This window comes from Streptomyces sp. NPDC001153 (assembly GCF_053598315.1).
Window position 1 is genome coordinate 75,247 of the sequence record NZ_JBSFJZ010000001.1, and the last position, 23,026, is coordinate 98,272.

26 protein-coding genes are annotated in these 23,026 nt (G+C 72.2%); 10 read left to right on the forward strand and 16 right to left on the reverse strand.

Annotation, left to right across the window (positions count from 1 at the left end; genetic code table 11):
* Positions 1 to 6: 6 nt before the first annotated feature.
* Together ACWDEN_RS00340 and ACWDEN_RS00345 are read right to left on the reverse strand one after the other, a co-directional pair.
* Positions 7 to 2,346 (reverse strand): FHA domain-containing protein, encoded by a 2,340-nt coding sequence (locus ACWDEN_RS00340; protein WP_351603668.1) that lies wholly within the window; start codon positions 2,344 to 2,346, stop codon positions 7 to 9.
* 71 nt (positions 2,347 to 2,417) lie between these two features.
* Positions 2,418 to 2,828, reverse strand: a complete 411-nt coding sequence (locus ACWDEN_RS00345) for a hypothetical protein (protein WP_351603666.1) — start codon at positions 2,826 to 2,828, stop codon at positions 2,418 to 2,420.
* A gap of 327 nt (positions 2,829 to 3,155) precedes the next feature.
* Here ACWDEN_RS00345 and ACWDEN_RS00350 point away from each other — a divergent pair, with 327 nt between their 5' ends.
* Positions 3,156 to 3,539: a nuclear transport factor 2 family protein gene (locus ACWDEN_RS00350; RefSeq protein WP_351603664.1), complete on the forward strand. Its 384-nt coding sequence runs from the start codon at positions 3,156 to 3,158 to the stop codon at positions 3,537 to 3,539.
* 109 nt (positions 3,540 to 3,648) lie between these two features.
* Positions 3,649 to 3,933, forward strand: coding sequence for a DUF1905 domain-containing protein (locus tag ACWDEN_RS00355; protein WP_351603662.1), 285 nt, complete (start codon positions 3,649 to 3,651; stop codon positions 3,931 to 3,933).
* Here ACWDEN_RS00355 and ACWDEN_RS00360 read toward each other — a convergent pair.
* Both ACWDEN_RS00360 and mgrA read right to left on the reverse strand, forming a co-directional pair.
* The gene (locus ACWDEN_RS00360) at positions 3,926 to 4,072 is read right to left on the reverse strand and encodes a hypothetical protein (RefSeq protein ID WP_351603660.1); all 147 of its coding nucleotides are present in this window, start codon (positions 4,070 to 4,072) and stop codon (positions 3,926 to 3,928) included. The genes ACWDEN_RS00355 and ACWDEN_RS00360 overlap by 8 nt on opposite strands.
* Positions 4,073 to 4,214: 142 nt before the next feature.
* Positions 4,215 to 5,207, reverse strand: coding sequence for an L-glyceraldehyde 3-phosphate reductase (gene mgrA, locus ACWDEN_RS00365; protein WP_351603658.1), 993 nt, complete (start codon positions 5,205 to 5,207; stop codon positions 4,215 to 4,217).
* A 111-nt stretch (positions 5,208 to 5,318) separates the two neighbouring features.
* Between mgrA and ACWDEN_RS00370 the strand changes: the two genes are divergently transcribed.
* The 3 genes from ACWDEN_RS00370 to ACWDEN_RS00380 all read left to right on the forward strand — a co-directional run bounded on the left by ACWDEN_RS00370 (position 5,319) and on the right by ACWDEN_RS00380 (position 8,359).
* A complete protein-coding gene (locus ACWDEN_RS00370) occupies positions 5,319 to 6,245 on the forward strand; it encodes a LysR substrate-binding domain-containing protein (RefSeq protein WP_351603656.1) in 927 nt (308 codons plus the stop codon).
* A gap of 67 nt (positions 6,246 to 6,312) precedes the next feature.
* Positions 6,313 to 7,815 (forward strand): carotenoid oxygenase family protein, encoded by a 1,503-nt coding sequence (locus ACWDEN_RS00375; protein ID WP_351603654.1) that lies wholly within the window; start codon positions 6,313 to 6,315, stop codon positions 7,813 to 7,815.
* A 28-nt stretch (positions 7,816 to 7,843) separates the two neighbouring features.
* Positions 7,844 to 8,359, forward strand: coding sequence for a mycothiol transferase (locus tag ACWDEN_RS00380; RefSeq protein ID WP_351603652.1), 516 nt, complete (start codon positions 7,844 to 7,846; stop codon positions 8,357 to 8,359).
* Here ACWDEN_RS00380 and ACWDEN_RS00385 read toward each other — a convergent pair.
* The 10 genes from ACWDEN_RS00385 to ACWDEN_RS00430 form a co-directional block, all read right to left on the reverse strand.
* Positions 8,341 to 9,411, reverse strand: coding sequence for an adenosine deaminase (locus tag ACWDEN_RS00385; RefSeq protein WP_351603650.1), 1,071 nt, complete (start codon positions 9,409 to 9,411; stop codon positions 8,341 to 8,343). The two genes, ACWDEN_RS00380 and ACWDEN_RS00385, sit on opposite strands and share 19 nt — an antisense overlap.
* A gap of 36 nt (positions 9,412 to 9,447) precedes the next feature.
* On the reverse strand, positions 9,448 to 9,843 hold the full coding sequence (locus ACWDEN_RS00390) for a VOC family protein (RefSeq protein WP_351603648.1): 396 nt from the start codon (positions 9,841 to 9,843) through the stop codon (positions 9,448 to 9,450).
* A 143-nt stretch (positions 9,844 to 9,986) separates the two neighbouring features.
* Positions 9,987 to 10,922, reverse strand: coding sequence for a M48 family metalloprotease (locus ACWDEN_RS00395; RefSeq protein ID WP_351603646.1), 936 nt, complete (start codon positions 10,920 to 10,922; stop codon positions 9,987 to 9,989).
* Entirely contained in the window at positions 10,922 to 11,299 is a 378-nt protein-coding gene (locus tag ACWDEN_RS00400) for a BlaI/MecI/CopY family transcriptional regulator (RefSeq protein WP_351603644.1), read from the reverse strand. Before ACWDEN_RS00400 ends, ACWDEN_RS00395 begins: the two co-directional genes overlap by 1 nt.
* 812 nt (positions 11,300 to 12,111) lie before the next feature.
* On the reverse strand, positions 12,112 to 13,017 hold the full coding sequence (locus tag ACWDEN_RS00405; RefSeq protein WP_351603642.1) for an aldo/keto reductase: 906 nt from the start codon (positions 13,015 to 13,017) through the stop codon (positions 12,112 to 12,114).
* Between the two features lie 40 nt (positions 13,018 to 13,057).
* The gene (locus ACWDEN_RS00410; protein ID WP_450856449.1) at positions 13,058 to 14,380 is read right to left on the reverse strand and encodes an aldehyde dehydrogenase family protein; all 1,323 of its coding nucleotides are present in this window, start codon (positions 14,378 to 14,380) and stop codon (positions 13,058 to 13,060) included.
* A gap of 116 nt (positions 14,381 to 14,496) precedes the next feature.
* The gene (locus ACWDEN_RS00415) at positions 14,497 to 15,729 is read right to left on the reverse strand and encodes an RNA polymerase sigma factor (protein WP_450856451.1); all 1,233 of its coding nucleotides are present in this window, start codon (positions 15,727 to 15,729) and stop codon (positions 14,497 to 14,499) included.
* Positions 15,730 to 15,871: 142 nt separating this feature from the next.
* Positions 15,872 to 16,300 carry an ATP-binding protein gene (locus ACWDEN_RS00420; protein WP_450856453.1) on the reverse strand — a complete coding sequence of 143 codons (429 nt, stop codon included), beginning with the start codon at positions 16,298 to 16,300 and terminating at the stop codon, positions 15,872 to 15,874.
* Between the two features lie 116 nt (positions 16,301 to 16,416).
* Positions 16,417 to 17,208 carry a zf-HC2 domain-containing protein gene (locus ACWDEN_RS00425; protein ID WP_450856455.1) on the reverse strand — a complete coding sequence of 264 codons (792 nt, stop codon included), beginning with the start codon at positions 17,206 to 17,208 and terminating at the stop codon, positions 16,417 to 16,419.
* Between the two features lie 25 nt (positions 17,209 to 17,233).
* Positions 17,234 to 17,836 (reverse strand): sigma-70 family RNA polymerase sigma factor, encoded by a 603-nt coding sequence (locus tag ACWDEN_RS00430; protein ID WP_450856457.1) that lies wholly within the window; start codon positions 17,834 to 17,836, stop codon positions 17,234 to 17,236.
* Positions 17,837 to 18,002: 166 nt separating this feature from the next.
* Here ACWDEN_RS00430 and ACWDEN_RS00435 point away from each other — a divergent pair, with 166 nt between their 5' ends.
* Both ACWDEN_RS00435 and ACWDEN_RS00440 read left to right on the forward strand, forming a co-directional pair.
* Positions 18,003 to 18,503 (forward strand): cupredoxin domain-containing protein, encoded by a 501-nt coding sequence (locus ACWDEN_RS00435; RefSeq protein ID WP_450856459.1) that lies wholly within the window; start codon positions 18,003 to 18,005, stop codon positions 18,501 to 18,503.
* Positions 18,500 to 19,489 carry a metallophosphoesterase family protein gene (locus tag ACWDEN_RS00440; protein ID WP_450856461.1) on the forward strand — a complete coding sequence of 330 codons (990 nt, stop codon included), beginning with the start codon at positions 18,500 to 18,502 and terminating at the stop codon, positions 19,487 to 19,489. The genes ACWDEN_RS00435 and ACWDEN_RS00440 overlap by 4 nt, the downstream gene beginning before the upstream one ends.
* 127 nt (positions 19,490 to 19,616) lie before the next feature.
* Here ACWDEN_RS00440 and ACWDEN_RS00445 read toward each other — a convergent pair whose 3' ends face one another.
* Positions 19,617 to 19,967, reverse strand: a complete 351-nt coding sequence (locus ACWDEN_RS00445; protein ID WP_069782743.1) for a YciI family protein — start codon at positions 19,965 to 19,967, stop codon at positions 19,617 to 19,619.
* Between the two features lie 112 nt (positions 19,968 to 20,079).
* Here ACWDEN_RS00445 and ACWDEN_RS00450 point away from each other — a divergent pair, with 112 nt between their 5' ends.
* Both ACWDEN_RS00450 and ACWDEN_RS00455 read left to right on the forward strand, forming a co-directional pair.
* On the forward strand, positions 20,080 to 21,117 hold the full coding sequence (locus tag ACWDEN_RS00450) for an acyl-CoA dehydrogenase family protein (protein ID WP_450856463.1): 1,038 nt from the start codon (positions 20,080 to 20,082) through the stop codon (positions 21,115 to 21,117).
* A 125-nt stretch (positions 21,118 to 21,242) separates the two neighbouring features.
* Entirely contained in the window at positions 21,243 to 21,677 is a 435-nt protein-coding gene (locus tag ACWDEN_RS00455; protein WP_351603626.1) for an SPW repeat protein, read from the forward strand.
* 90 nt (positions 21,678 to 21,767) lie between these two features.
* On the opposite strand, the gene ACWDEN_RS00460 is transcribed toward ACWDEN_RS00455, so the two are convergent.
* Complete coding sequence (locus ACWDEN_RS00460) at positions 21,768 to 22,535, reverse strand: ArsR/SmtB family transcription factor (RefSeq protein WP_351603624.1); 768 nt, start codon at positions 22,533 to 22,535, stop codon at positions 21,768 to 21,770.
* A 156-nt stretch (positions 22,536 to 22,691) separates the two neighbouring features.
* On the opposite strand from ACWDEN_RS00460, the gene ACWDEN_RS00465 reads away from it, so the two are divergent.
* Positions 22,692 to 22,931 (forward strand): hypothetical protein, encoded by a 240-nt coding sequence (locus ACWDEN_RS00465; protein ID WP_450856465.1) that lies wholly within the window; start codon positions 22,692 to 22,694, stop codon positions 22,929 to 22,931.
* The last annotated feature ends 95 nt before the right edge of the window (positions 22,932 to 23,026 follow it).

The following is a 23,026-nucleotide window of genomic DNA, read 5'->3' on the forward strand; positions in this document are numbered from 1 at the left end:
GTTCGCCTACTTCCGCATCACGGCGGGCTCGTGCCGGCGCAGCAGCCGGGCGACCACGAGCCCGTAGAGGACGGAGAGCACCACCAGCATGACCAGATCGAGCAGCCAGACGCCCGTCGAGTGGCGGAAGAGGGGGTCGGCGGTCAGCTTGCCCGGGACGATCCGGGACAGCCCGACGGTGCCGGCCATGGCGCCGAGCGCCCAGCGGGAGGGCACGAGCCAGGACAGCTGCTCCAGGCCGGGCACACCGCTGAGCGGGAGCAGCGCCCCGCAGAACACGACCTGGACGATGGCGAGCAGCACCAGCAGCGGCATCGTCACCTCCTCCTTGCGCACCAGCGCGGAGACCAGCAGGCCGAGCATCATCGCGGTGAACGCGAGCAGCGCGGCGGCCAGGGTGATCTCGGCCAGCGGCGGCAGCAGGACGCCCCGGCCGCCGGGGGTGTTCAGGTCGACGCCGAGGAGGGCGACCAGGGTGAGGACGACGGCCTGGACGACGCTGATCGTGCCGAGCACCACGATCTTGGACATCAGATAGGCCGAACGGGACAGGCCGACGGCGCGTTCGCGCTGGTAGACGACGCGTTCCTTGACGAGTTCGCGCACCGCGTTGGCGGCGCCGGTCAGCACGGCACCGACGCACAGGATGAGCAGCGCGTTCATCGCGGTGTCCCGGGCGAGCCGGCCGCCGGCCAGGGCGCGGGCCATGGCGCCCATGACGAACGGCAGGGCGATCATGACGAGCAGGAAGGTGCGGTCGGAGCTGAGGACGGCCGCGTAACGGCGGACCAGCGTGCCGAGCTGGGCGCCCCGGCCGCGTGGGCGGGGCGGCGGCGCCGGGACGACGGGGGCCGGGCCCGGGTGGTGGGGCTGGGTGGTGGACTCGGTGACGTAGTGCCGGTGGAACGGCGACTCGCGGTACTCCCTGGCCCAGTCGCGTTCCGGATCGCGGTCGAAGGCCTCGAAGGCCTCCGGCCACTGTTCGAAGCCGAAGAAGGCGAGGGCGTCGTCGGGCGGCCCGTAGTAGGCCACCTTGCCGCCGGGGGCGAGCACCAGGAGGCGGTCGCAGACACCGAGGCTGAGGACGCTGTGGGTGACCACGATGACGGTACGGCCGTCGTCGGCGAGGCCGCGCAGCATGTTCATCACCGACCGGTCCATGCCGGGGTCGAGGCCGGAGGTCGGCTCGTCCAGGAAGAGCAGCGAGGGCTTGGTCAGCAGCTCCAAGGCCACGCTGACCCGCTTGCGCTGCCCGCCGGAGAGGCTGTGCACGGGCTGGTCGGCGCGCTGTCCGAGGCCGAGTTCCCGGATGACCTCGTCCACCCGGGCCCGTCGCTCGGCCGCGGCGGTGTCCTCGGGGAAGCGCAGCTCGGCGGCGTAGGTCAGGGCGGCGCGCACGGTGAGCTGGGGGTGCAGGATGTCGTCCTGCGGCACCAGTCCGATGCGCTGGCGCAGTTCGGCGTAGTCGCGGTAGAGGTCGCGGCCGTCGTACAGGACGGTGCCGCGGTCGGCGGGCCGCTGCCCGGTCAGGGCGTTCAGCAGCGTGGACTTGCCGGCGCCGCTCGGTCCGACCACCGCGAGCAGGCACTTCTCCCCCACCGGGAAGGACACGTGGTCGAGGAGGACCTTGCGTCCGCCGTCGACGGCGACGGTGAGGTCCTGGACGTCGAGGGAGATCTCGCCGGTGTCGACGTACTCCTGGAGTTCGTCGCCGACCAGGCAGAACGCGACGTGGCCGATGCCGACGATGTCGCCGGGGCCCAGGGGCGCGCGGGTGACGGGCCTGCCGTTGAGGTAGGTGCCGTTGTGGCTGCCGAGGTCGACGATCTCGTACGTGCCGTCGGGGTGGGCGCGCAGTTCGGCGTGGCGGCGGGAGACGACCAGGTCGTCCACCACCAGGTCGTTGTCGGCGGATCGGCCGATGCGGACCGAGCGCACGGGCAGCGGGCGGACACTGCTGGGCCTGCGGAAGGTGCCGGTCAGCAGGGGGAGCGACACCGAGGAGGGCCGGTCGGGGGCGGGCCGCGGGGCGCCGGCGAGGACCGCGCGCGGGCCGTCGGTGGGGTTGCCGAAGCGGATCACGCTGCCGGGGCGCACGCCCCACCGGTCGATGCGGCGGCCGTCGGCGTAGGTGCCGTTGGTGCTGTGCTCGTCCGTCAGGGTCCAGCGATCGTGGTCGCAGCGCAGCACGGCGTGGTGCCACGAGACCCGGGCATCGTCCAGGACGATGTCGCTCAACGGGTCGCGCCCGAGGTGATAGTCGTGCCCCGGACTCATGATCGTGGAGCCCGTGTCGGTCTCCAGCACGAGTTCGGGCGCCGTCGGGGCGATCGGCCGCTCCGCCATGGCCAGAATTCTACCGATTCACCCACATGTGCGCCCGGAGCCGGGGTGCCGCACCGACCGGCGGACACGTGTCAGGCGACGGGTACGACGAGTGCCGGCAGCGTGCGCTGCATGCGGAGCGCGTCGACGGACTCGGCGAGCAGTTCGTACTCGGTGGTGTCGTCGCTGGCGGCGATCCGCACCAGCCGTCCGCCCGCCAGTTCGTCGGCCACCTGCTCCTGCCGGACGTCGTCGGCGCACCAGGCGCGCAGCAGGGCGGGCACGTCGGCCACCGTGTCCGCCACCGGCACCAGCGAGCCCCCCGGGAAGGCGGGGTCCTCCGGGCTCGGGTCCAGACGCTCGGCGATCCAGGAGGCGCGGTCGCGCAGCCACCACAGGGCCAGGGCCAGCGTCGGGGCGCGATAGGTGCCGAGCGGTACCCCGATGCGCCGGCCGTCGCACATGCCGTACGCCGTGACATGGCACAGGAATTCGTCGTGCACGCCTCACTCCCCCGTCGCCTCGCTGGTTGCGCCCGGCCCGGCCTCGCTCTCCGTGCGGCTCCTGTGCGGTGAAGTGCCCCTGATGTTCGAGTATCGCCACTCCCGAAACACTGTCACCATGACTTTCCGGCCAGTCTGTTGGCATATTCACCGCCCGATCTGGCCGGAACACACCGGCGCGTTCGCGGCCCCCGGGCATGACCAGGCAGGTAATCGACCCGCCTCCAGGCGCTCCGGCATGGTGGTCACACCGGATCGGCGAAGCCCCGGATCCGGATCCGACCAGCGGTTGTCCGCAGCCACGACCTCGATGGAGGCTGATTCACCATGTCCGCGAACACCGACCGTTACGAGAGCGCCGCCGTCCGTTACCTCGAGGCCTGGAACGCCACCGAGCCGGAGGAGCTGAAGAAGGCGGTCGCCGCCGCATGGACCGTGGACGGCGGCTACACCGACCCGCTCGCCGACGTCCGCGGCCACGAGGGCATCGCGGCCGTGATCGCGGCGGCCCACGAGCAGTTCCCCGGGTTCGTCTTCCGACCGCTCGGTGTGGTGGACGGACACCACGACACCGCGCGCTTCGGCTGGGAGCTGGTGAACGAGGCCGACGGCTCGGCGCCGGTCGCCGGGTTCGACGTCGTCACGCTGGACGACGAGGGCCGGATCCGCCAGGTGCTGGGTTTTCTCGACCGGGTTCCGGCGGGTGCCTGACACCGCCTGGCCGGCGATGAGTTCCGCCGCGCGCGACGGTCTGTCCTGACACACGGTTCCCGGCAGGGCGCCGCGCGCGGCGGCACACCGAGGCACACGGAGGTACACCATGCAGACGAGCGGTCCGGTGGACGTGGAGTTCACCGCGGTTCTTCACAGGAGTCCGGAGGCCGGCGGCTGGACCTATGTGGTCTGGCCGCGCTCGGCCGAGTTCTTCGGCACCCGTGGCCTGGTCAAGGTCCGCGGCACGGTTGACGGCCACCCGTTCCGGAGTTCGTTCATGGCTCTGGGAGACGGCCGGCACAAGCTCCCCGTGAAGGCCGCCATCCGGAAGGCGATCGGCAAACGGGAGGGCGACACCGTGACCGTACGCCTGGCGGAACGGCTCAGCTGACGACCGACTCCCGGTAGGCGGCGCGCGCCGGCTCCTCCAGTTGCCAGGGGTGGGCCGGGTCGGCGTGCGCCAGGCGCCTCACCGAGGACGCCCTGCGGGCGGCCGGCACCATCGACGAGGAGGGCCGCCCGGTACGCACCCCCTGGCAGCAGAAGACCGTCGCCCAGGGAGCGGCGACCAGCGTGTGGTGCGCCGCCGGCCCGCAGCTCGACGGGGGCTGGGCGGTGTCTACGCCGTCGGCCCGGAGGCGGCGGCCCGCCTCCGGGAGGTCGGCGAGCGGCTCACGGCTTGACGATCGCGTCGATCCGCGCCAGTTCCCCGTCCTCGAAGTCCAGGTTGCGGATGGTGCCGACGCTGTCCTCGAGCTGCTGCGGGCTGCTCGCGCCGACCAGCGCGGAGGTGACCCGGCCGCCACGCAGCACCCAGGCCAGGGCCAGCTGGGCCAGGGTCTGCCCGCGGGACTCGGCGATCTCGTCGAGGGCGCGCAGACGGCCGACGAGGTCCTCGGTGACCGCGTCCGAGTTCAGGAAGGGGCTGTCGCTCGCGGCCCGGGAGTCCTCGGGGATGCCGTCGAGGTAGCGGCCGGTGAGCAGGCCCTGTTCCAGCGGGGAGTAGGCGATGGAGCCGACCTGGAGTTCGTCCAGGGCGTCCAGCAGTCCCTCGTCCTCGGGGCGGCGGTCGAGCATCGAGTAGCGCGGCTGGTGGATGAGCAGCGGGGTGCCGAGGTCGGCGAGGATGCGGGCGGCCTCGCGGGACTGCTCCGCCGAGTAGTTGGAGACGCCGACGTAGAGCGCCTTGCCCTGCTGCACCGCCGCGTGCAGGGCGCCCATCGTCTCCTCCAGCGGAGTGTCCGGGTCGGGGCGGTGGGAGTAGAAGATGTCGACGTGGTCCACGCCCATGCGCGCAAGGCTCTGGTCGAGCGAGGACAGCAGGTACTTGCGCGAGCCCCATTCGCCGTACGGGCCGGGCCACATCAGGTAGCCGGCCTTGGTGGAGATGATCAGTTCGTCCCGGTACGGCCGGAAGTCGGCCTTGAGTGCCTCGCCGAGCGCGGACTCGGCGGCGCCGGGCGGCGGGCCGTAGTTGTTGGCGAGGTCGAAGTGGGTGACGCCCAGGTCGAAGGCGCGGCGCAGGATGGCCCGCTGGGTTTCGACGGGCCGGTCCGGGCCGAAGTTGTGCCACAGGCCGAGGGACAGCGCGGGGAGCTTCAGTCCGCTGCGTCCGGTGCGCCGGTAGGGCATGTCGGCGTAACGGTCGGGATGTGCGGTGTACAACGCGACTCCAGAGGGGTTGGCACACGATCTACCGGTGCCACTCTCGCGCGAGCCGCACGCAGCGGTCCAACAGAAGAATCCGATGGAATTCAGCGGCTAGGCTTCTCAATCATGGAACTGCGCCATCTCCAGCACTTCGTCGCCGTCGCCGAGGACCAGCATTTCACCCGGGCCGCCGAACGCCTGCTGGTGTCCCAGTCGGGGTTGTCGGCGTCCATCCGGGCGCTGGAGCGGGAGCTGCGGGCGCCGCTGTTCGTGCGGACCACCAGGCGGGTGACGCTCACCGAGGCGGGTCGGGCGCTGCTGGTGGAGGCCGAGCGGATCCTGGCGCAGGTCCGCGCGGCGCACGAGGCGGTCGCGGCCGTGCAGGGCGTGCTGCGCGGCACGCTGGCGCTCGGCACCGAGCAGTGCATCGCAGGGGTGCACCCGGCACGGCTGCTGGCCGCGTTCCGGGGTCGGCATCCGGACGTGGAGATCCGGCTGCGGCAGGCCGGTTCGGGCGCGCTGGCCGAGGAGGTGGCGGCAGGCCGGCTCGACCTCGCCTTCGCCTACCGCACCCAGGCGGACAGCGACCAGCTGCGTTCGGTGGCGCTGACGAGCGAGCCGATGACCGCGCTGTGCCACCCCGGCCACCGGCTGACCTCGACGGGCGCGGTGCTGACCCCGGACGATCTGGCCGGTGAGGTCTTCGTGGACTTCCACCCGGACTGGGGCCCGCGCCGCACCACCGACGCCGCGTTCGCCGCGGCCGGAGTCCGGCGCACGGTCGCGCTGGAGGTCAACGACGTGCACAGCCTGCTGGACCTGGTGGACGAGAACCTCGGGATCGCGGTCGTACCCCGGCACTTCCGGCACAAGCGGCCCTCGCTCACGGCACTGCCGCTCAAGGGGACGGGCGAGACGGAGTACGAGACCGTGGCGCTGCTGCCGCCGGACCGTGCCACCAGTCCCGCCGCCCGGGCGCTCGTCACGCTCCTGGAGACCGGCGGCGCGACAGGGGGCCTGGCACCACCCCAGGAGGGGTCCCAGCCCTCCTGATTCCGGCCGCCCGCCGCACGAGACTCGGGACCGTCGGCCAGGACGACGACGGTCAGGAGGACATGGCATGGCGGAACACACACGGCGGACCGTGCTGCGCGGCACGGCCGGACTCACGGCGGCGGGCGCCCTCACCGGCCTGGGCACAGGCCGGGCGGCGGCCCGCCCCGCAGGCAGGGTGATGGAACGTCACTTTCCTTTTCTGGAAGGGGCGTTCGCTCCCCTCACGGAGGAACTGACGGCCTTCGACCTGCCGGTGACGGGACGCGTCCCGCACGAGCTGAACGGCCGCTTCCTGCGCAACGGCCCCAACGTCCTCGGCCTGGAGGATCCCCGGACCCATCACTGGATGCTCGGCGAGGGCATGGTGCACGGCGTCCGGCTGCGCGACGGAAGGGCCGAGTGGTACCGCAACCGCTGGGTGCGCTCCGCGCAGGTCGCGCAGAAGCTGGGCGAGGCGTATCCGGGTCCGGTGCCGGAGGAGGACTTCGCGTGCAACACGCATGTGATCCCGTACCGGGGACGGGTCCTCGCGCTCCAGGAGAGCGGTCCGCTGCCGTACGAACTCGACGGCGAGCTGGGCACTGTGGGGACCCACGACTTCAGGGGCACCCTGCAGGGCTCGTTCGCCGCGCACACCAAGTTCGACGTGCACGCCGGTGAGCTGCACGCCGTCGCCTACCACGCGACCTGGGACCACGTCCGGCACCTGGTCGTGGACCGCGCCGGGCGGGTCGCCCGCACGCACCGGATCCCGGTGGCGGACGCGCCGATGATGCACGACTTCGCGCTGACCGAGCGGCACGTCGTCCTCTTCGACATCCCGGTGACCTTCGACGCGGCGGCGGCCGGACGGGGCGCCCCGGTGCCGTACGTCTGGAACCGGCACCACCCGACCCGGGTGGGCGTCATGCGACGGACCGGCGGGCCGGTGCGCTGGTTCGGGATCGACCCCGTCTTCTCCTCGCACACGCTCAACGCCTACGACGAGGGCGGCTCCGTGGTGGTCGACCTGACGACCTACCCGGCACCGTTCCACGTCGACGGGCGCGGCTCGGACGGTCCGTACGACACGGGCACCACGAAGCTGGAGCGCTGGACGATCGACCTGCACCACGGCCGCGTACGGCAGCGGGTGCTGGACGACCGGCCGCAGGAATTCCCGCGTGTGAACGAGTCGCTGGTGTCGCGCCGGCACCGCTACGGCTACACGGCCGCGGCGGCCGAGCTGACGGCCGCCTATCTGACACCGGACGGCGGCACCCCGCCCGACGACGCCTTCTCCAACGCGCTCGTCAAGCACGACCTGCTGCGCGGCGCCACCCAGGTGCACCGGCTGCCGAAGGGCGCGGCGGCGGGCGAGGCGGTGTTCGTACCGCGCGACCTGGCCGGCCACCGGGCGGCCGAGGACGACGGATACGCGATCGCGTACGTCCACAACCCGGACCGCGGTGCCGCCGACCTGGTGATCCTGGCCGCTCAGGACTTCACCGGCGAGCCGGTGGCACGGGTGCACCTGCCCGGGCGGGTGCCGCTCGGTTTCCACGGGAGCTGGATTCCGGACGCGTGAGCGCCCGCTGTTTGGGATGGTGGACGGTATGCATGCGAAGGACATCCTCATCGACGGCTACGGCCGCATCCAGGAAGAAGTCCATGCCGCCCTCGAGGGCCTCGGACCGGACGCGCTGCACCACCGCCCGGCCCCCGACGCCAACTCCATCGCCTGGCTCGTGTGGCATCTGACCCGGGTGCAGGACGACCACATCGCAGACGCCTTCGACCTCGACCAGGTGTGGCTGTCCCAGGGCTGGGAGAAGCGTTTCGGCCTCGACCTGCCCCGCCACGACACCGGGTACGGGCACAGCCCGGCCAAGGTCGCGAAGGTGCGGGTCGCGTCCGCCGACCTGCTCACCGGGTACTACGACGCCGTGCACGAGCAGAGCCTCGGCGTGCTGCGCCCGCTGGCGGCCAAGGATCTGGAACGGATCGTGGACGAGCGCTGGGATCCCCCGGTCAGCCTGGGCGTCCGCCTGGTGAGCGTCCTGTCCGACGACCTTCAGCACATCGGACAGGCCGCCTACCTCAGGGGGCTGGTTCAGAGCGCCGCCGCGTAACCCGGCAGGACGACGTCCTCGATGAGGGCCTTGCGCTCGTCGAACGGGATGAAGGCGCTCTTGAGGGCGTTCACCGTGACCGTGCGCAGGTCCTCGGCCGTCCAGCCGGCCTCCTCGACCAGCAGGGACATCTCCCGGGTCATCGTCGTCCCCGACACCAGTCGGTTGTCGGTGTTGAGGGTGACCCGGAAGCCGAGGTCCTTCAGGGCCGTGATCGGGTGCTCGGCGATCGAGGTGGCGCAGCCGGTCTGCAGGTTGGAGGTGGGGCACATCTCCAGGGCGATCCGGCGGTCGCGCACCCAGGAGGCGAGCCGGCCGAGCTTGCCGTCCACGATGTCCTCCGTGAGGCGTACGCCATGGCCGATGCGCTGGGCGCCGCACACCTGCAGGGCCTGGTGGATGCTGGGCAGGCCGTGCGCCTCGCCGGCGTGGATGGTGAAGGGCACGCTCTCGCGGCGCAGGTGCTCGAAGGCCGCGAGGTGGTCGGCGGGCGGGAAGCCGTCCTCGGCGCCGGCGATGTCGAAGCCGACGACACCGGCGTCGCGGTAGGCCACGGCCAGGTCGGCGGCCTCACGGACACGGTCGAACATCCGCATGCCGCACAGCAGGGTGCCGACGCGTACGGGGGTGCCGGCTGCGGCCGCCTTGGCCATACCGGCGGCGAGGCCCTCCTGCACGGTCTCCACGACCTCGCTGAGCGTGAGGCCGCCCTTCGTGTTCAGCTCGGGGGCGTAGCGCACCTCGGCGTAGACGACACCGTCGGCGGCGAGGTCCAGCACGTACTCCTCGGCGGTGCGCAGCAGGCCCTCACGGGTCTGCATGACGGCGAGGGTGTGCTCGAAGGTGGCTATGTAGCGGACCAGGTCGCCGGAGTTGGCGGCCTCGAAGTACCAGGCGGCCAGCTCGTCGGGGTCGGTGGTGGGCAGGGTGTGACCGATCTCCGCCGCGAGTTCCACGACGGTGGCGGGGCGCAGGCCGCCGTCGAGGTGGTCGTGCAGCACGGCCTTGGGGAGCCGGCGGAGGGTCTCGGTGTCGATGCGGGACGCGGTCATGGCGTTTCGTTTCCTCGGCAGGTGGTGCGGTGGTGATCAGCGGGTGGCGGGCTGGAGCAGGTCCCAGCGGTTGCCGTACAGGTCCTGGAAGACGGCGACGGTGCCGTAGGGCTCGTGCCGCGGTTCCTCCAGGAAGGTCACGCCGGCCGCGGTCATCCGGGCGTGGTCGCGGGCGAAGTCGTCGGTGTGCAGGAAGAACCCGACGCGTCCGCCGGTCTGGTCGCCGACCCGGGCCCGCTGGGCCTCGTCCTTGGCGCGGGCCAGCAGCAGTCCGGTGCCGGTGTCCGGGCCGCCCGGTTCCACGACGACCCAGCGGGTGCCGTCGGGGCGGGGGGCGTCCTCGGCCAGCCGGAAGCCGAGGGCCTCGGTGTAGAAGCGGACGGCCTCGTCGTAGTCGTCGACGACGAGGGTGACCAGGGCGACGCGTCGCATCGGGACCTTCCGGTGTGGGTGGTTAGCGCGTGAGGTTATACGTAAAACCTCGCAGGCGCCAGTCATGGTTCTACGCGCGTTGCCGTGCGGCTTTCAAGGGGTGGAGGTGATGCGGGGTTGCGTCGGGGGCCCGGACCTGCGCGTCAGGGCCTCGCGTCGCCCTGGGCGACCTCCACCCGGTGGTGGAAATCGGCCATGCCGACGACCGAGGCGGCGCAGGAGACGGCCGTGCAGGCGATGAGGAGGGCGGCGATCGCTCGGCCGGCCCGGGGCACGAGGGGGGCGGCCAGCAGGGCCTGGACGCGCTGCGGCACGGGGCCGGTGGTCGCGGCGGCCGCGAAGTCGGGGCGCTCGGAGTGGGCTGAGCGGGTGGCCTGTCCGGCGAGGGCCGCGCGGGCGATGGCCCGGGCGGTCAGACGGCGGTCGCCGACGCTGGCGGCGGCGGCCTCGTCGGCGGCGCGCTCGGCGGCGAGGCGTATGGTCTCGCGGACCGGGCGGAGCGCCGGATGACAGTGCGCGGCGAGTTCGCCGGCGGCGAGGAAGTAGTGGTGGCGACCGTCGTTGTGCGCCCGCTCGTGCGCGAACAGCGCCTCCCGCTCGGCACCGTCCAGGCTGCGCAGCATCGCGGTGGTGACGACGATGCGGTGCGGGCGGCCGGGCAGGGCGTAGGCGTCCGGGCGGGGCGAGTCCACCACGCACAGGTCGCCGGCCGAGGGCCCACGCCCGGCCTCCGTGCGGGCCGCGCGGAAGGCGCGGGTCTGGTGCAGCACCGAGCGCACGAGGGTCCAGCCGCAGACGGCGAGGGCGCCGACGGAGGTCGCGGCGGCCGGCAGCACGACGAGGTCCGAGGCGGTGCGCAGCGGGTGGATCAGCTCGCCGAGCGCGGCGAAGAGCGGGAGTTTGAGCAGCCCGATGAGCACGAACGAGCCGAGCGCGGCCAGCGAGCAGCCGGCGAGGACCACCGCACAGCCGGTGACGGCCCACAGCGCGGCGGCCGGGGCCAGCCGATCCAGGGCCCGGCGGGCCAGGGCCGGCAGGGCGAACGGCAGCAGCAGGGGCAGCAGGAGGAGTGCGGTCATCATTCGTCGGCTTCGAGCAGGTCCCGCAGGATCCGTTCGTCGTCGGGGCTGAGCTGGGCGACGAAGCGGGCGAGGACGGTCTCGCGGTCGCTGTCCCGGTCGAGTTCGCTGTGCATCCGGCGGGCGGTGAGGCCGTGCGCGTCCTGGACGTCCCGGACCGGGAGGTAGGCGTAGCCGCGGCCCTGGCGGTGCCGCTCGACGACGCCCTTGTCGTACAGGCGGGTGAGGATCGTGGTCACCGTCGTACGCGCCAGGTCCGCGCCGAGGCTCAGCTGGACCTGGCCGGGCGTCTGCGGGGCGCCGGCGGCCCACAGTGCGGCCATGACGCTCGCCTCGAGCTCACCGGCCGGCCGGCGCTCGTCCTTCGCCTCGGTCATGGAACGTCCCTCACCCGTCTTCGTGTGCAGCTGTGCGGCCCGGGCGACCGTCTACACGATGGTAGTCAATCGAGCCTTCGTACGGCTGTGCCCCCGCACCCATTATGGGAGGACTGGTCGTCAGGGACTGTCGTCAGGGGGACAGGGGGCGGGGGCGGGGACGGCTGGGGGCCACCGTGCCGGGACCGGGGGACCCGGGGCTGCGGTTGAAGGACCGCCCCCGAAAATGGGGGACCCCGGGACTGCGGCTGGGGCCACCGTCCCGGGGACCGGGGATCTGGAGCTACGGCTGCGGGGCCCCGTCCCGCAGGCCCGGGTTGCGGGGCCCCGTCCCGCAGGCCCGGGTTGCGGGGCCCCGTCCCGCAGGCCGGGAACCCGGGACTACGGCTGGGCCGCCCTCCCGGGGACCGGCGCCCTGGAGCCACGACTGCGGGGCACCGCCACGGAGAGCGCCGCTCCCGGGCTACAGCTGGGGCCACCGCCCCGAGACCGGCGACCCCCTGACTACGGCTGGGGCTGCCATCTCCGGGGCGCGGAGACCCGGATACGCGACCACGGGCCACCCACCGGGACCACAGACCCGAAACACCGGCTCGACCCGCCGCCCCGAGACCACAGACCCGAAACACACCGGCTCGACCCGCCGCCCGCCCCGAGACCAGAGACCCGGAGCGACAGTTGGGGGCCGCCCTCGCCAAGCCCGGAGACCCCGGCGACGACCGGGGCCCACCGACCCCGGCACCAGAAAGCCCGGGACAAAGGCCGGGCCCCGCCGTCCAGGAGCAGGCCCCTGGGGCGCCGGCCAGGGCGGATCAGCTCGTGCCGGTGTGGATGGCGTTCAGGCGGGTCAGTTCGTCCGCCGTGAGGCGCAGGGCGCCTGCGGCGACGTTCTCGGCGACGTGGTCCGGGTTGCCGGTGCCGGGGATGGCGAGGACGTGCGGGCCCTGGTGCAGGGTCCAGGCGATGCGGATCTGCGCGGGGCTCACGCCGTGGGCGCGGGCGATGTCGCGCACGGTGTCGTCGTGGGTGTCGGCCGCCGCCCGAGGTCCGGCCTCGCCCGCGACGGCGAAGAAGGGGACGAACGCGATGCCGTGTTCGGCGCAGAGGCGCAGCATCTCGTCGTCGACGGGATCGGGCCGGTCCAGGGCGTACCGGTTCTGCACGCACACCACGGGGGCGATCTCCAGCGCCTCGGCGAGGTGGCGCGGTCCGACGCCGGAGACGCCCAGGTGGCGTATCAGGCCGGCCTCGCGCAGTTCGGCGAGCGCTCCGAAGTGCTCGGCGATCGAATCCTGTTCCTGGCGGCGGAAGTTGACGACGTCGAGGTGGTCGCGGCCGAGCTGGCGCAGGTTCTCCTCCACGTGGCCGCGCAGCTGGTCGGGCCGTGCCGCGTGGCCCCACTCGCCGTAGTAGTCGCGGAACGGACCGACCTTGGTCGTGATGACCAGGTCGTCGGCGTACGGGGCGAGGGCGGTGTTGATGAGTTCGTTGGCGGAGCGCGTGGCGGAGAAGTAGAAGGCGGCGGTGTCGATGTGGTTCACGCCGAGCTCCACGGCCCGCCGCAGCACGGCTGTGGAACGGGCGCGGTCGCTGGGCGTGCCGAGGTGGAACGCGGCGCTGCCCGTCAGCCGCATGGCCCCGAAGCCGATGCGGTGGACGGGCAGGTCGCCGAGTTCGAAGGTGCCGGAGGCGTCCGCGGTGATCGTTTCAGCGGTCATTCGGCGGAGTGTCGCACATCCGGCGTACCACGCAAGGGAATTACCGCAGCGGCTTGGCCAGCACCGCCTTGCGGTGGCTGAACGTCTCGATGGAGTAGCGGCCGTGGTAGCTGCCCATGCCGCTCTCCCCCACCCCGCCGAACGGCAGGTCGGAGACGGTGAGATGGGCCAGCGGCAGGCCGTGCCCCAGGCCGCCGGAGGAGGTCTCGGCGGCGATGCGTGCCCGGGTCCGCTCGGACTCGGTGAAGACGTACAGCGCGAGCGGCTTGTCGCGGTCGTTGATGAAGGCGATCGCCTCGTCGAGGCCGGACACGGTGACGATCGGCAGGATCGGGCCGAAGATCTCCTCCCGCATCACGGGCGCCTTCGGGTCGACGTCCGCCAGGACGGTCGGCGCGATGTACTTGGCGTCGCGGTCGCTCCTGCCGCCGACCGCGATCCGGCCGGAGCCGAGCAGGCCCGAAAGCCGGTCGAAGTGCCGCTCGTTGATGATCCGGCCGTACTCGGGCGAGGTCGCCGGATCCGTGCCGAACAGCGCCTCGACCGCGCGCACCAGCGCGGGCTCGAGGGCGGCGGCGGTCTCCGGGTCGGTCAGGACGTAGTCGGGGGCGACACAGGTCTGGCCGGCGTTGAGGAACTTGCCGCGGGCGAGCCGGTCCGCGACCACGTCCAGGTCGGCGTCGCGGTCCACGAACACCGGTGACTTGCCGCCCAGTTCGAGGGTGACCGGGGTGAGGTGCTCGGCGGCGGCGCGCATCACGACCCGGCCGACGGTGCCGTTGCCGGTGTAGAAGATGTGGTCGAAGCGCTCGGCCAGCAGGGCCGTGGTCTCCGGGATGCCGCCCTCGACCACGGCGACCGCGTCGGTGTCCAGGTAGGCCGGGATCAGCTCGGCGAGGGCGGCCGAGGTGGCCGGAGCGAGCTCGCTCGGCTTGGCGACGACCGCGTTGCCGGAGGCCAGCGCACCGGCCAGCGGGGCGAGCAGCAGCTGCGCCGGGTAGTTCCAGGGGGCGATGACGAGGACGACGCCGAGCGGGTCGTACTGCGTCCAGGCCGTCGCGTCGGCGCCGAGGTGGGCCGGGACCGGCGCGGGCTCCGGGCGCAGCCACTCCTCGAGGTGGTCGAGGGTGTGGTCGATCTCGCGGACGGTGAAGTCGATCTCGGTGCGATACGCCTCGGCGCTGCTCTTGCCGAGGTCGGCGTGCAGGGCGGCGGCGAGGTCGGCGCCGCGCTCGGTGAGCATCGCGCGCAGTCGGCGCAGCTGGCCGGTACGCCACTCGACGGGCTTGGTGCGGCCGGTGGCGAAGGTGGCGCGCAGCCGTGCGACGAGCTCGGCGGGCTGTTCGGTGGCGGGATGGTTCACGGGTGCCTCGCTGGTGGTGCACGGGCGGCTTCGGCCCGGGCCTGGATCGGACGGTGGATGTATTTACCAACCTTTCAGTTCCTCAAGTTCATTCCGGCCGGTCACAGTGACGCGGGTCACGTCGCAGGAGGGTGGATCTCCCGACCGCGCCGCTCCAGGTAGGCCCGCTCGGCCTCGCTCCCGGCCAGCTCGGCGGCCAGGCCGTACTCCGCGGCCGCGTCGGCGGTGCGGCCCAGGCGGCGCAGCAGGTCGGCGCGGACGGCGTGCAGCACGTGATACCGGCCGAGGTCCAGGGAGCCGACGAGGTCGAGCGCCCTGGCCGGCCCCTCGGTCTCGGCCACGGCGACGGCACGGTTCAGGGCGACGACCGGGGACGGCGCCACGGCCATGAGCTGGTCGTACAGGCGCAGGATCTGGTCCCAGTCGGTGGCCTCGGCGGTGGGCGCGTCGCTGTGCACGGCGTTGATCGCGGCCTGGATCTGGTACGGGCCGGGCCGGCCCCGGCTCAGGCAGTGCCGGACCAGGTCCTGGCCCTCGGCGATCAGCTCGCGGTTCCACCGTGTGCGGTCCTGCTCGGGCAGCGGGACGAGGACGCCGTCCGTGTCCCGCCGGGCGGGCCGCCGCGACTCGGTGAGCAGCATCAGCGCGAGCAGGCCGGTGACCTCGGGCTCGTCCGGCATCAGCGCGGCGAGCAGCCGGCCGAGGCGGAGCGCCTGCGCACACAGGGCGGGGTCGCCGGTGTAGCCCTCGTTGAAGATCAGGTAGACGACGGCGAGGACACCGCCGAGCCGTTCGGGCAGGTCGGTGTCGCGGGGCACGCGGTACGGGATGCCCGCGTCGCGGATCTTGGCCTTGGCCCGCACCAGCCGCTGGGCGAGCGTCGGCTCCGGCACCAGGAAGGCGCGGGCGATCTGGGCGGTGCTCAGTCCGCCGAGCAGGCGCAGGGTCAGGGCGACCCGGGCCTGGAGGGCGAGAGCGGGGTGGCAGCAGGTGAAGATCAGGCGGAGCCGGTCGTCGCGCACGGGACCTTCCTCGGGCGGGGCCTCGGGCGCGTGCAGGTCGGGCGCGAACAGGTGGGGCGCGTACAGCCGGACGGCCTCGGCATGCCGGGCGTCCCGCGAGGACTCGCGGCGCAGCCGGTCGATGGCCCGGTTGCGGGCGGTGGTGATGATCCAGCCGGCCGGGCTCGGCGGCACGCCGGACTCCGGCCAGGTGCGTACGGCGGTGGTGAAGGCGTCCTGCACCGCTTCCTCGGCGAGGTCGATGTCGCCGAGGAAGCGGACGAGGACGGAGACCGCTCGCCCGTACTCGGCGCGGAAGACGGCCTCGACATCGACGGTGTCCGCCATGGGCGCCCGTGCCCTTCTGTCCGATCACGCCGCTCTGTCCGGTCACGCCGCGACCCGGACGACGCCGGCCGTGGGGCGGAGTGCGGCCCGGTGGCCGGCCGCGGTCCTGCCGTGGCCGCTCGCCGGAAGCGTACGGGGACGATCACGCCGAGCACCGCAGACAGGCGCGGACCTCTCGCCCGCCGCGCGTCTGGTGGATCTCGGTCGACTGTGCCAGGGAGTCGACGATCCCGGTGCCGCGGCCGTGCTCGTCCGGGGCTGTGTCGTGGTGGACGCGCTCGACCGCCGTTCCGGAGTCGGTGACCACGATGTGCAGGGTGCCGCTGTCGAGCACGAGCAGCAGCGTCATGCGTTCGCGGCCGTACTGGGCGGCGTTGGCGGCGAGTTCGTCGACGATGAGGACGGCGGAGTCCCGCTCGCTCTCGGGCACGCGCCAGCACTCCAGCAGTTCCGCCGCGAGGTGACGGGCGGCGGGGACATGCGCCTCCTGCGCGGGCAGGGTGAGCATCGCCTCGTGGTGGCAGGACCGTGCGGGGAGGGTGTCGGCACGGGCCGAATCGGTCACAAACATGGTCTTCCGGCTCTTCTGCGTAGGAACCCGTATGAGCACTCATTCAGTTCTACGGACGACGAGCACATATGGTTCGAGCTATTCACCCGTTTCGCGCATCTTCTTCGACGTTCACCTCATGCCCGGATCGTGACCAGCTTCTGGCCCGCGCCCGAGACGATCTCGAAGTGCTCGATGGCCCCCGGTGACATCGGGACCGCGCCGGGGATCGTGGTGCCGACGGGATACGTGCCCGCCAGCCAGGTGGCGGCGTCCGCCCTGGCCCCACCGGGCCCGACCGCCTGCAACCGGCAGGTGATGCCCGCGGGCGCCCCGTGGGCGGAGACCTGCAGCACGCTGCCCCACGCCGAGGGCGAGACCCGGACCGAAGCAGTGACGCCGGTGGTGGGGTCGCTTCCGGAGAAGGTGCGCACCGGGGCCGGCGTGACCGGTGCGGGCCGTGTCGCCTGACCGGCCACGGATCCGCTGATCGCCAGCCATGTGCCGCCGACCGCCGCCCCGGCGACCAACGTCAACGTGGCGAGCGCACCGGCCAGTTGCCGCCGCCAGGTTCTGCGGCGCCTGGCAGCGGCCTGCTGCAGCATCCGGTCGAGCAGTCCCGCCTCGGGAGCCCGAGGCGCCGTGGACGTGCCGGGCGGCGCCTGGGGTGTGCCCCCGGCGCTCTCCGCCGCCCGCCGCACCAGCCGATCGGCCGGATCCTCGTCACCGACCGGTACGGGCCGGCCCTCGGCTTCCGCCGCGCTGACCGTCGCGAGCAGCGCCGGAAGTCCGGCCAGCTCGGCGTGTTCGGCCCTGCACCCGTCGCATTCCGCGAGGTGCGCACGCACCTGTTCCGTCTCCGCCGGGGACAGCACGCCCAGGACATATGCTCCCAGCGCCAGCCGGAGGGCGTCGTGGTCCGCGTTCATGGCCGGCACCTCCTCCATGCCGTGGTCATCGCTCGATGCCTCGTTCCCGCAGAGCCAGCCGGAGGGCGTGCAGGGCGTAGTACGTCCGCGACTTCACGGTGCCCGGCGGGATGCCCAGCACCTCGGCGGCCTCCGCCACGGTCCGGCCTCGGTAGTACGTCTCCAGCAGTACGGCCCGGTGATCCGGGGACAGGGTGTGGATGGCGTCGGCGACGGCCCAGCTCTGCAGCGCCTGCTCGATCCGGTCCTCGCCCGGCGTCCGCTCCGCGGCCCGCTCCAGGGCGTCGCCCCCCACCTCCGTCGGCCTCGCCTGCCGGGCCCGGTGCGTGTCGATGACCAGGCGCCGGGCTACCGTGCACAGCCAGGGGCGCGCCGGGCCGCGTTCCGGTTCGAACGCGGCGGGGTGCTGCCAGGCCCGCAGCAACGTCTCCTGCACGACATCCTCGGCCCACTGCCGGTCTCCTGACGTCAGTCGCAGGACGTAGTGGAACAGCGGGCCCGCGTGCTCGGCGTACAGAGCCCGGAGCAGTTCCTCGTCCGTGGTCGGAATGGTCCCGCTACCCGAGACACGGCGCCCGGAGCGACTCGGATCGGCCGCATCGCCACGTTTTCGGGTCTTCCATGGCATAAGCCGATCCTCACGCATACGCATCGGTTTGTCGTGTCATACCCGGTGAACACTACGAGATCCGACAAAAGATGCATATCTCCCCGAACCGCGCGACACCGCCGCCCGTGGAACCAGGCATGAGCCGTCGCACACGGCATCACCTGATCACTGGGGAATGAACATCATGTACGTCAACCTCCGCCCCATGGGCCGCCGATCGAGCCGTGCGGCCGGGCCGGCCCTCGCCACCGCCGCCGTACTGGGGCTTCTGAGCGCGTGCGGCCAGTCGACCCGCTCCTCGGACACGGGCTCCCTCACGCCCGGCCCGGGTCAGCATCGGCTCGCCGGGGTGCCCGGCACCTCGGCGACACCCGGCATGACCATGCCCATGAGCTCTCCGGGCAGGAACACGGCCGCCGCACCGGTGTCCGCGAACGCCGTGGCGATCAAGAACTTCGCGTTCTCTCCGGCCACGCTGAAGGTCAAAGCGGGCACGACGGTGACCTGGACCAACGAGGACACCGATGCCCACACCGTCACCAGCGCCGGCTCGGGCGGTCCGCTGCACTCCCCCGCCCTCGCGACGCACGGCACCTACTCCTACACGTTCACCAAGCCCGGCAGCTACGCCTACGTCTGCACCATCCATCCGTTCATGACCGGCACCGTGGAGGTGACCTCATGACCGCGTACGACGACCACCGGAGCCCGGCACCGGACGACGGCGCCGGGGCACCCCCTTCCGAACACGGCATGACCCGGCGCCAACTCATGCGGCACGCCGGATGGTTCGGCGGAGCCGTGGTGCTCACCGTGGCCGGCGGAGAGGTGATCAGCCATGTCGCCGGTTCGCGGGACACCACGGCACGGGCCGCCACGGCACCGGGCGCCGCGCTGCGGTTCGTGCAGGTCTCCGACAGCCACATCGGCTTCCAGGGCCCGGCCAACACGGACGTGGTCGGCTCGTTCACCGCGGCGATCGACCAGGTCAACGGGCTCGGGTTCCGGCCCGACTTCGTCATGCACAGCGGTGACCTGACACACCTGTCCACGGCGGGACAGTTCGACCAGGTCAGGCAGATGATGGCCGAACTGCGGACGGATCGTGTCTTCACCGTGCCGGGCGAGCACGACTCCATCGGCGACGCGGGCCGCGCCTACCGGCAGACCTTCGGCAAGGGCACGCTCGGCGACGGCTGGTACAGCTTCGACACCCACGGTGTGCACGTCCTCGCCCTGGTCAACACCCTGAGCCTGGAGAAGCTGGGTCACCTCGGCACCGAGCAGATCGATTTCGTCCGCAAGGATCTCGCAGGCCTGCCGCCGGACACCCCGGTCGTGGTCTTCAGCCACATCCCGCTCTTCGCCATGTACCCGCGGTGGGGCTGGAGCACGGACGACGCACTGAAGGTGATCGCGCTCCTGCGCCGCTTCTCCTCGGTCACCTGCCTCAACGGACACGTCCACCAGCTGTTCACCAAGACGGAGGGCAACATCACCTTCCACTCCGCCACCACCACCGCCTACCCGCTGCCCAAGCCGGGACGGGCAGCCAGCCCCACTCCCCAGGTCGTGCCCGCCCGCCGGCTGAAGGACGCGCTCGGCATCCGCACCGTGGACCTCCGGAGGGGAGACCAGCAGCTGGCGATCAAGGACGAGCGGCTGGCCTGAGAGCGGCAGGCCGCTGCTCCGCATGATCCGGCAGGTGGCCGCGGCGGTGCGGCAGCGCCGTCGCCGGCCGCCCCGGCGCACCTCGCGACCGCCTCGTCCGGGCCGCGAGGTGATCCGGGGGACGAGGCTAGTGCTGGTCCACGAAGGGCCGTACCTCGATGGGCAGGGTGGTCGCGAGGGCGGCCTTGCGGCCCCACTCCAGGGCCTCGTCCAGGTCGGCGGCCCTGATCAGGCAGAGCCCGCCCAGGTACTCCTTGCCCTCGGCGTAGGGCCCGTCGGTGACGAGCACCTCGCCGTCCTTGGGGCGCAGCACGGTGGCGGTCTCGGGGCCGTGCAGGCCGCCCGCGAACACCCAGGCCCCGGCGGCGCGCAGCTCGTCGTTGAAGGCCTCGACGTCGCGCATGATCGCGGCGAGCGCGTCGGGGGCGGGCGGGGTCACGCCGGTCGGCTGGACCACGCTGAGCAGGTAGTGCTTCATGATGTCCTCCTCGGTGACTTCAGGGTCTCTCGGATGCGAGACACCTCCTACACGAACGGCCGCCCCTCGGATCGACACGGCGCCGGAACAAATCTTCGGAAGAATCACCCGTATGACAGCCGCCACCGCACATCCGCTCCTGGACCGCGCCCACCGGCTCGCCGCGGACCTGCTGATCCCCGAGGCCGAGCGGGTCGACCAGGAGGGCGTGCCGACGAGCCACATCGAGGCGGTGAAACGGTCGGGGCTGCTCGGGGCGGGCGCTCCGGTCGCGTACGGCGGCTCGGGCGCGCCGCCGGACGTGGTCCGCCGGATCGCGGAGATCCTGGCCGGGGCGTGCTGTTCCACGTGGTTCGTGCAGACCCAGCACCACACGCCCGTGCAGGTCCTGACCCAGAGCGAACTCCCGGTACGCGAGCGGTTGTTGGGCCCGCTGTCGAGGGGCGAGCTGATGTCCGGGGTGGCGTACGCGCACCTGCGGTCGTATCCGCGCGTGCCGGTACGCGTCCGCCGGGAGGGAGACGGCTGGCGGTTCGACGGGACCGTGCCCTGGTACACCGGGTGGGGCCTGAACGACGTGATGCTGCTCGCCGGGGTGACCGACGCGGGCGAGGCGCTGCTCGCGTTCGCCGAGGCGCGCGCCCAGCGGGGGCTGCGGGCCTCGGAACCGATGCGCCTCGCGGCGCTCACCGCCGCGCGCACGGTGTCGCTGGAGCTGACCGGACTGTGGCTGCCGGAGGAGTCGGTCGCCCTGCGGATGCCGTACGAGCGGCTGGCACCCCTGGACCGGGCCAGGACGCTGAACGCGAGCCCCGCGGTCTTCGGCCTCACGGAGGCCGCCCTGTCCCTGCTGGACGCGGAGACAGCAGCCCCGCTCACGGCCCGGCTCACCGACGTCCGCCGTCGCGCCTACGCCCTGGCCGACCATCCGGCGCCGCTGGAGCGGGTCGCGGAGCGGCTGGCGGTGCGCGCGGAGGCGTACGAGGTGCTGCGGACGGCCACCACGGCGGCGGTGGTGGCCGGGGGCGGCCGGTCGATGGCCCTGACGAGCCGCGCCCAGCGCCTCGCGCGGGAGGCGCTGTTCCTGCTGGTGCAGGGGCAGACGGCCGAGACCCGGGCGGCGCAACTGCGGGCGCTGGGCGGTGGGTGAGACAGCTGGTCACGGTAACGACACGGACCTACACATAAAGAAAAAATAAGAGCAGACTGGGAACACGGTGGTAAACACACACCGCACCAGACACGGTCTGGCCTGCAAGTCAAAGGAGACGAGTTATGGCCAACGTGCACAGGGGTGACATATCGACCCACCCCGATGTCTCCGAAATGCGGGCACGCTACGCCCGCATGCTCGGCGGTCGTGATGTGGCGCTCGTGGACGGGCCGGTCTTCCTGCTCGGGCTCTACTGCGCGGCATCCCCGTGGATCGTGCACTACACGACGAGCCAGCCCGCGCTCATGACGCACAATCTGATCATCGGCATAGCGATAGGGCTGCTGGCACTGGGATTCACCCGGGCCCCCGAGCGGATGTACGGCCTCAGCTGGGCCATGTGCGCCATGGGCATCTGGATGATCATCGCACCCTGGATCGTGGGCAGCGGCCCGGACAGGGGCGTGATCATCAACAACGTCGTCATCGGCGCACTGGCGCTGGTGCTCGGACTGGTATGCGCCGGTACGGCGGCGCGGAGCACCCCCAGGCCGTGACAGGAGACGCACGGAAAGGATCAACAGGAAGTACCGGAGCACTGCGGGGAGACCGGTCCGCCCGGGCGGGCCGGTCTCCCTCGCCTCCGCTCAGCGGCCCGGCACCAGCCAGGGCTCCTGCGGCAGGGTCCGGCCGGTCTCCAGCAGCGACTTGAGGTTGGACAGCACGGCCGGCCAGCCGGAGGCGACGTCCGAGCGCTCGCCCTCGTCATTGAGGTCCTCGTGGACGACGGTCAGCCGGACGATGTCCTCGTACGGGCGGATTTCGAAGGTGACGCGGGAGTGCCGGTCCTCCCGGCTCTCGTCGTCCGGCGCGGCCCAGGTGGTCACCAGCCGGGTCGGCGGGTCGCTCTCCACCACCTTGCCGACCACGTCCGCGATGCCGGAGCCGTCGGTACGCACGTGCGCCCAGCGGGAGCCGGGCCGCCAGTCGGACTCGTTGCGGTGACCCCAGTAGGCGGCCGTCAGGTCGGCGTCGGTCAGCGCCTCCCAGACCTTCTCGGGTGTGCTCGCGATATAGGTGACGTACACGAAATGCGGCTTGTCGGTCATGGCTTCCTCGGCTCGTCGCTTCAGAGCGCCGAGCGCGCTCAGGCGCGGGCGCTCGAACTTGTCGATCCACCGCTCCTGGATCTCGTGGAGCGGTACGGGGTTGAGGTAGTGCAGCTTCTCCCGCCCCCGCCGCACCGTGCTGATCAGGTTGGCGGCCTCCAGGACCGCCAGATGCTGGGTGACCGACTGGCGCGTCATGGCGATGCGCTCGCACAGCTCACCCAGGGTCTGGCCGTTGTTCTCGTGGAGCCGGTCCAGCAGGCGCCTGCGCGTGTCGTCGGCCAGCGCCTTGAAGACCCTGTCCATCCCGGTGTCGTCCTCTGATCGCACACTCAACGTTATGCAGGTAATGACTTGCATGTCAAGGATCGAAAGACTCAGGACGCCCGACTGCCTCTGCATTGCCTGGTCCGTGGCGTCGAAGACACCGACGAGCGAAACCGGCCGAAGGACAGTCCACCTATGCGTGCTCTTCGCACCCTGCGCACCGGCCTCGTCACCGCCGACGCCACCGCCGTCCTCGCCACCAAGGGCCGCGCCGCCTGCGGAGAGAACAACGGCCTGCACGTCACCCTGCACCCGAACGGCAAGGTGACGCCCTGGCCGACGGCACCGAACTCGACACCCTCGCCGCCACGGGCCGCGCCGCCTGCGGAGAGAACAACGGCCTCCATGTCGCCCTGCGTGCGGACGGCCGGCTGACGTGCTGGGTGGACGACATCCCGGACACCACCACGGCCGAGCCCACCGTCGACGTACAGGTCAACTGACAGGCCCGGCTGGGAAATCGAGGTGTG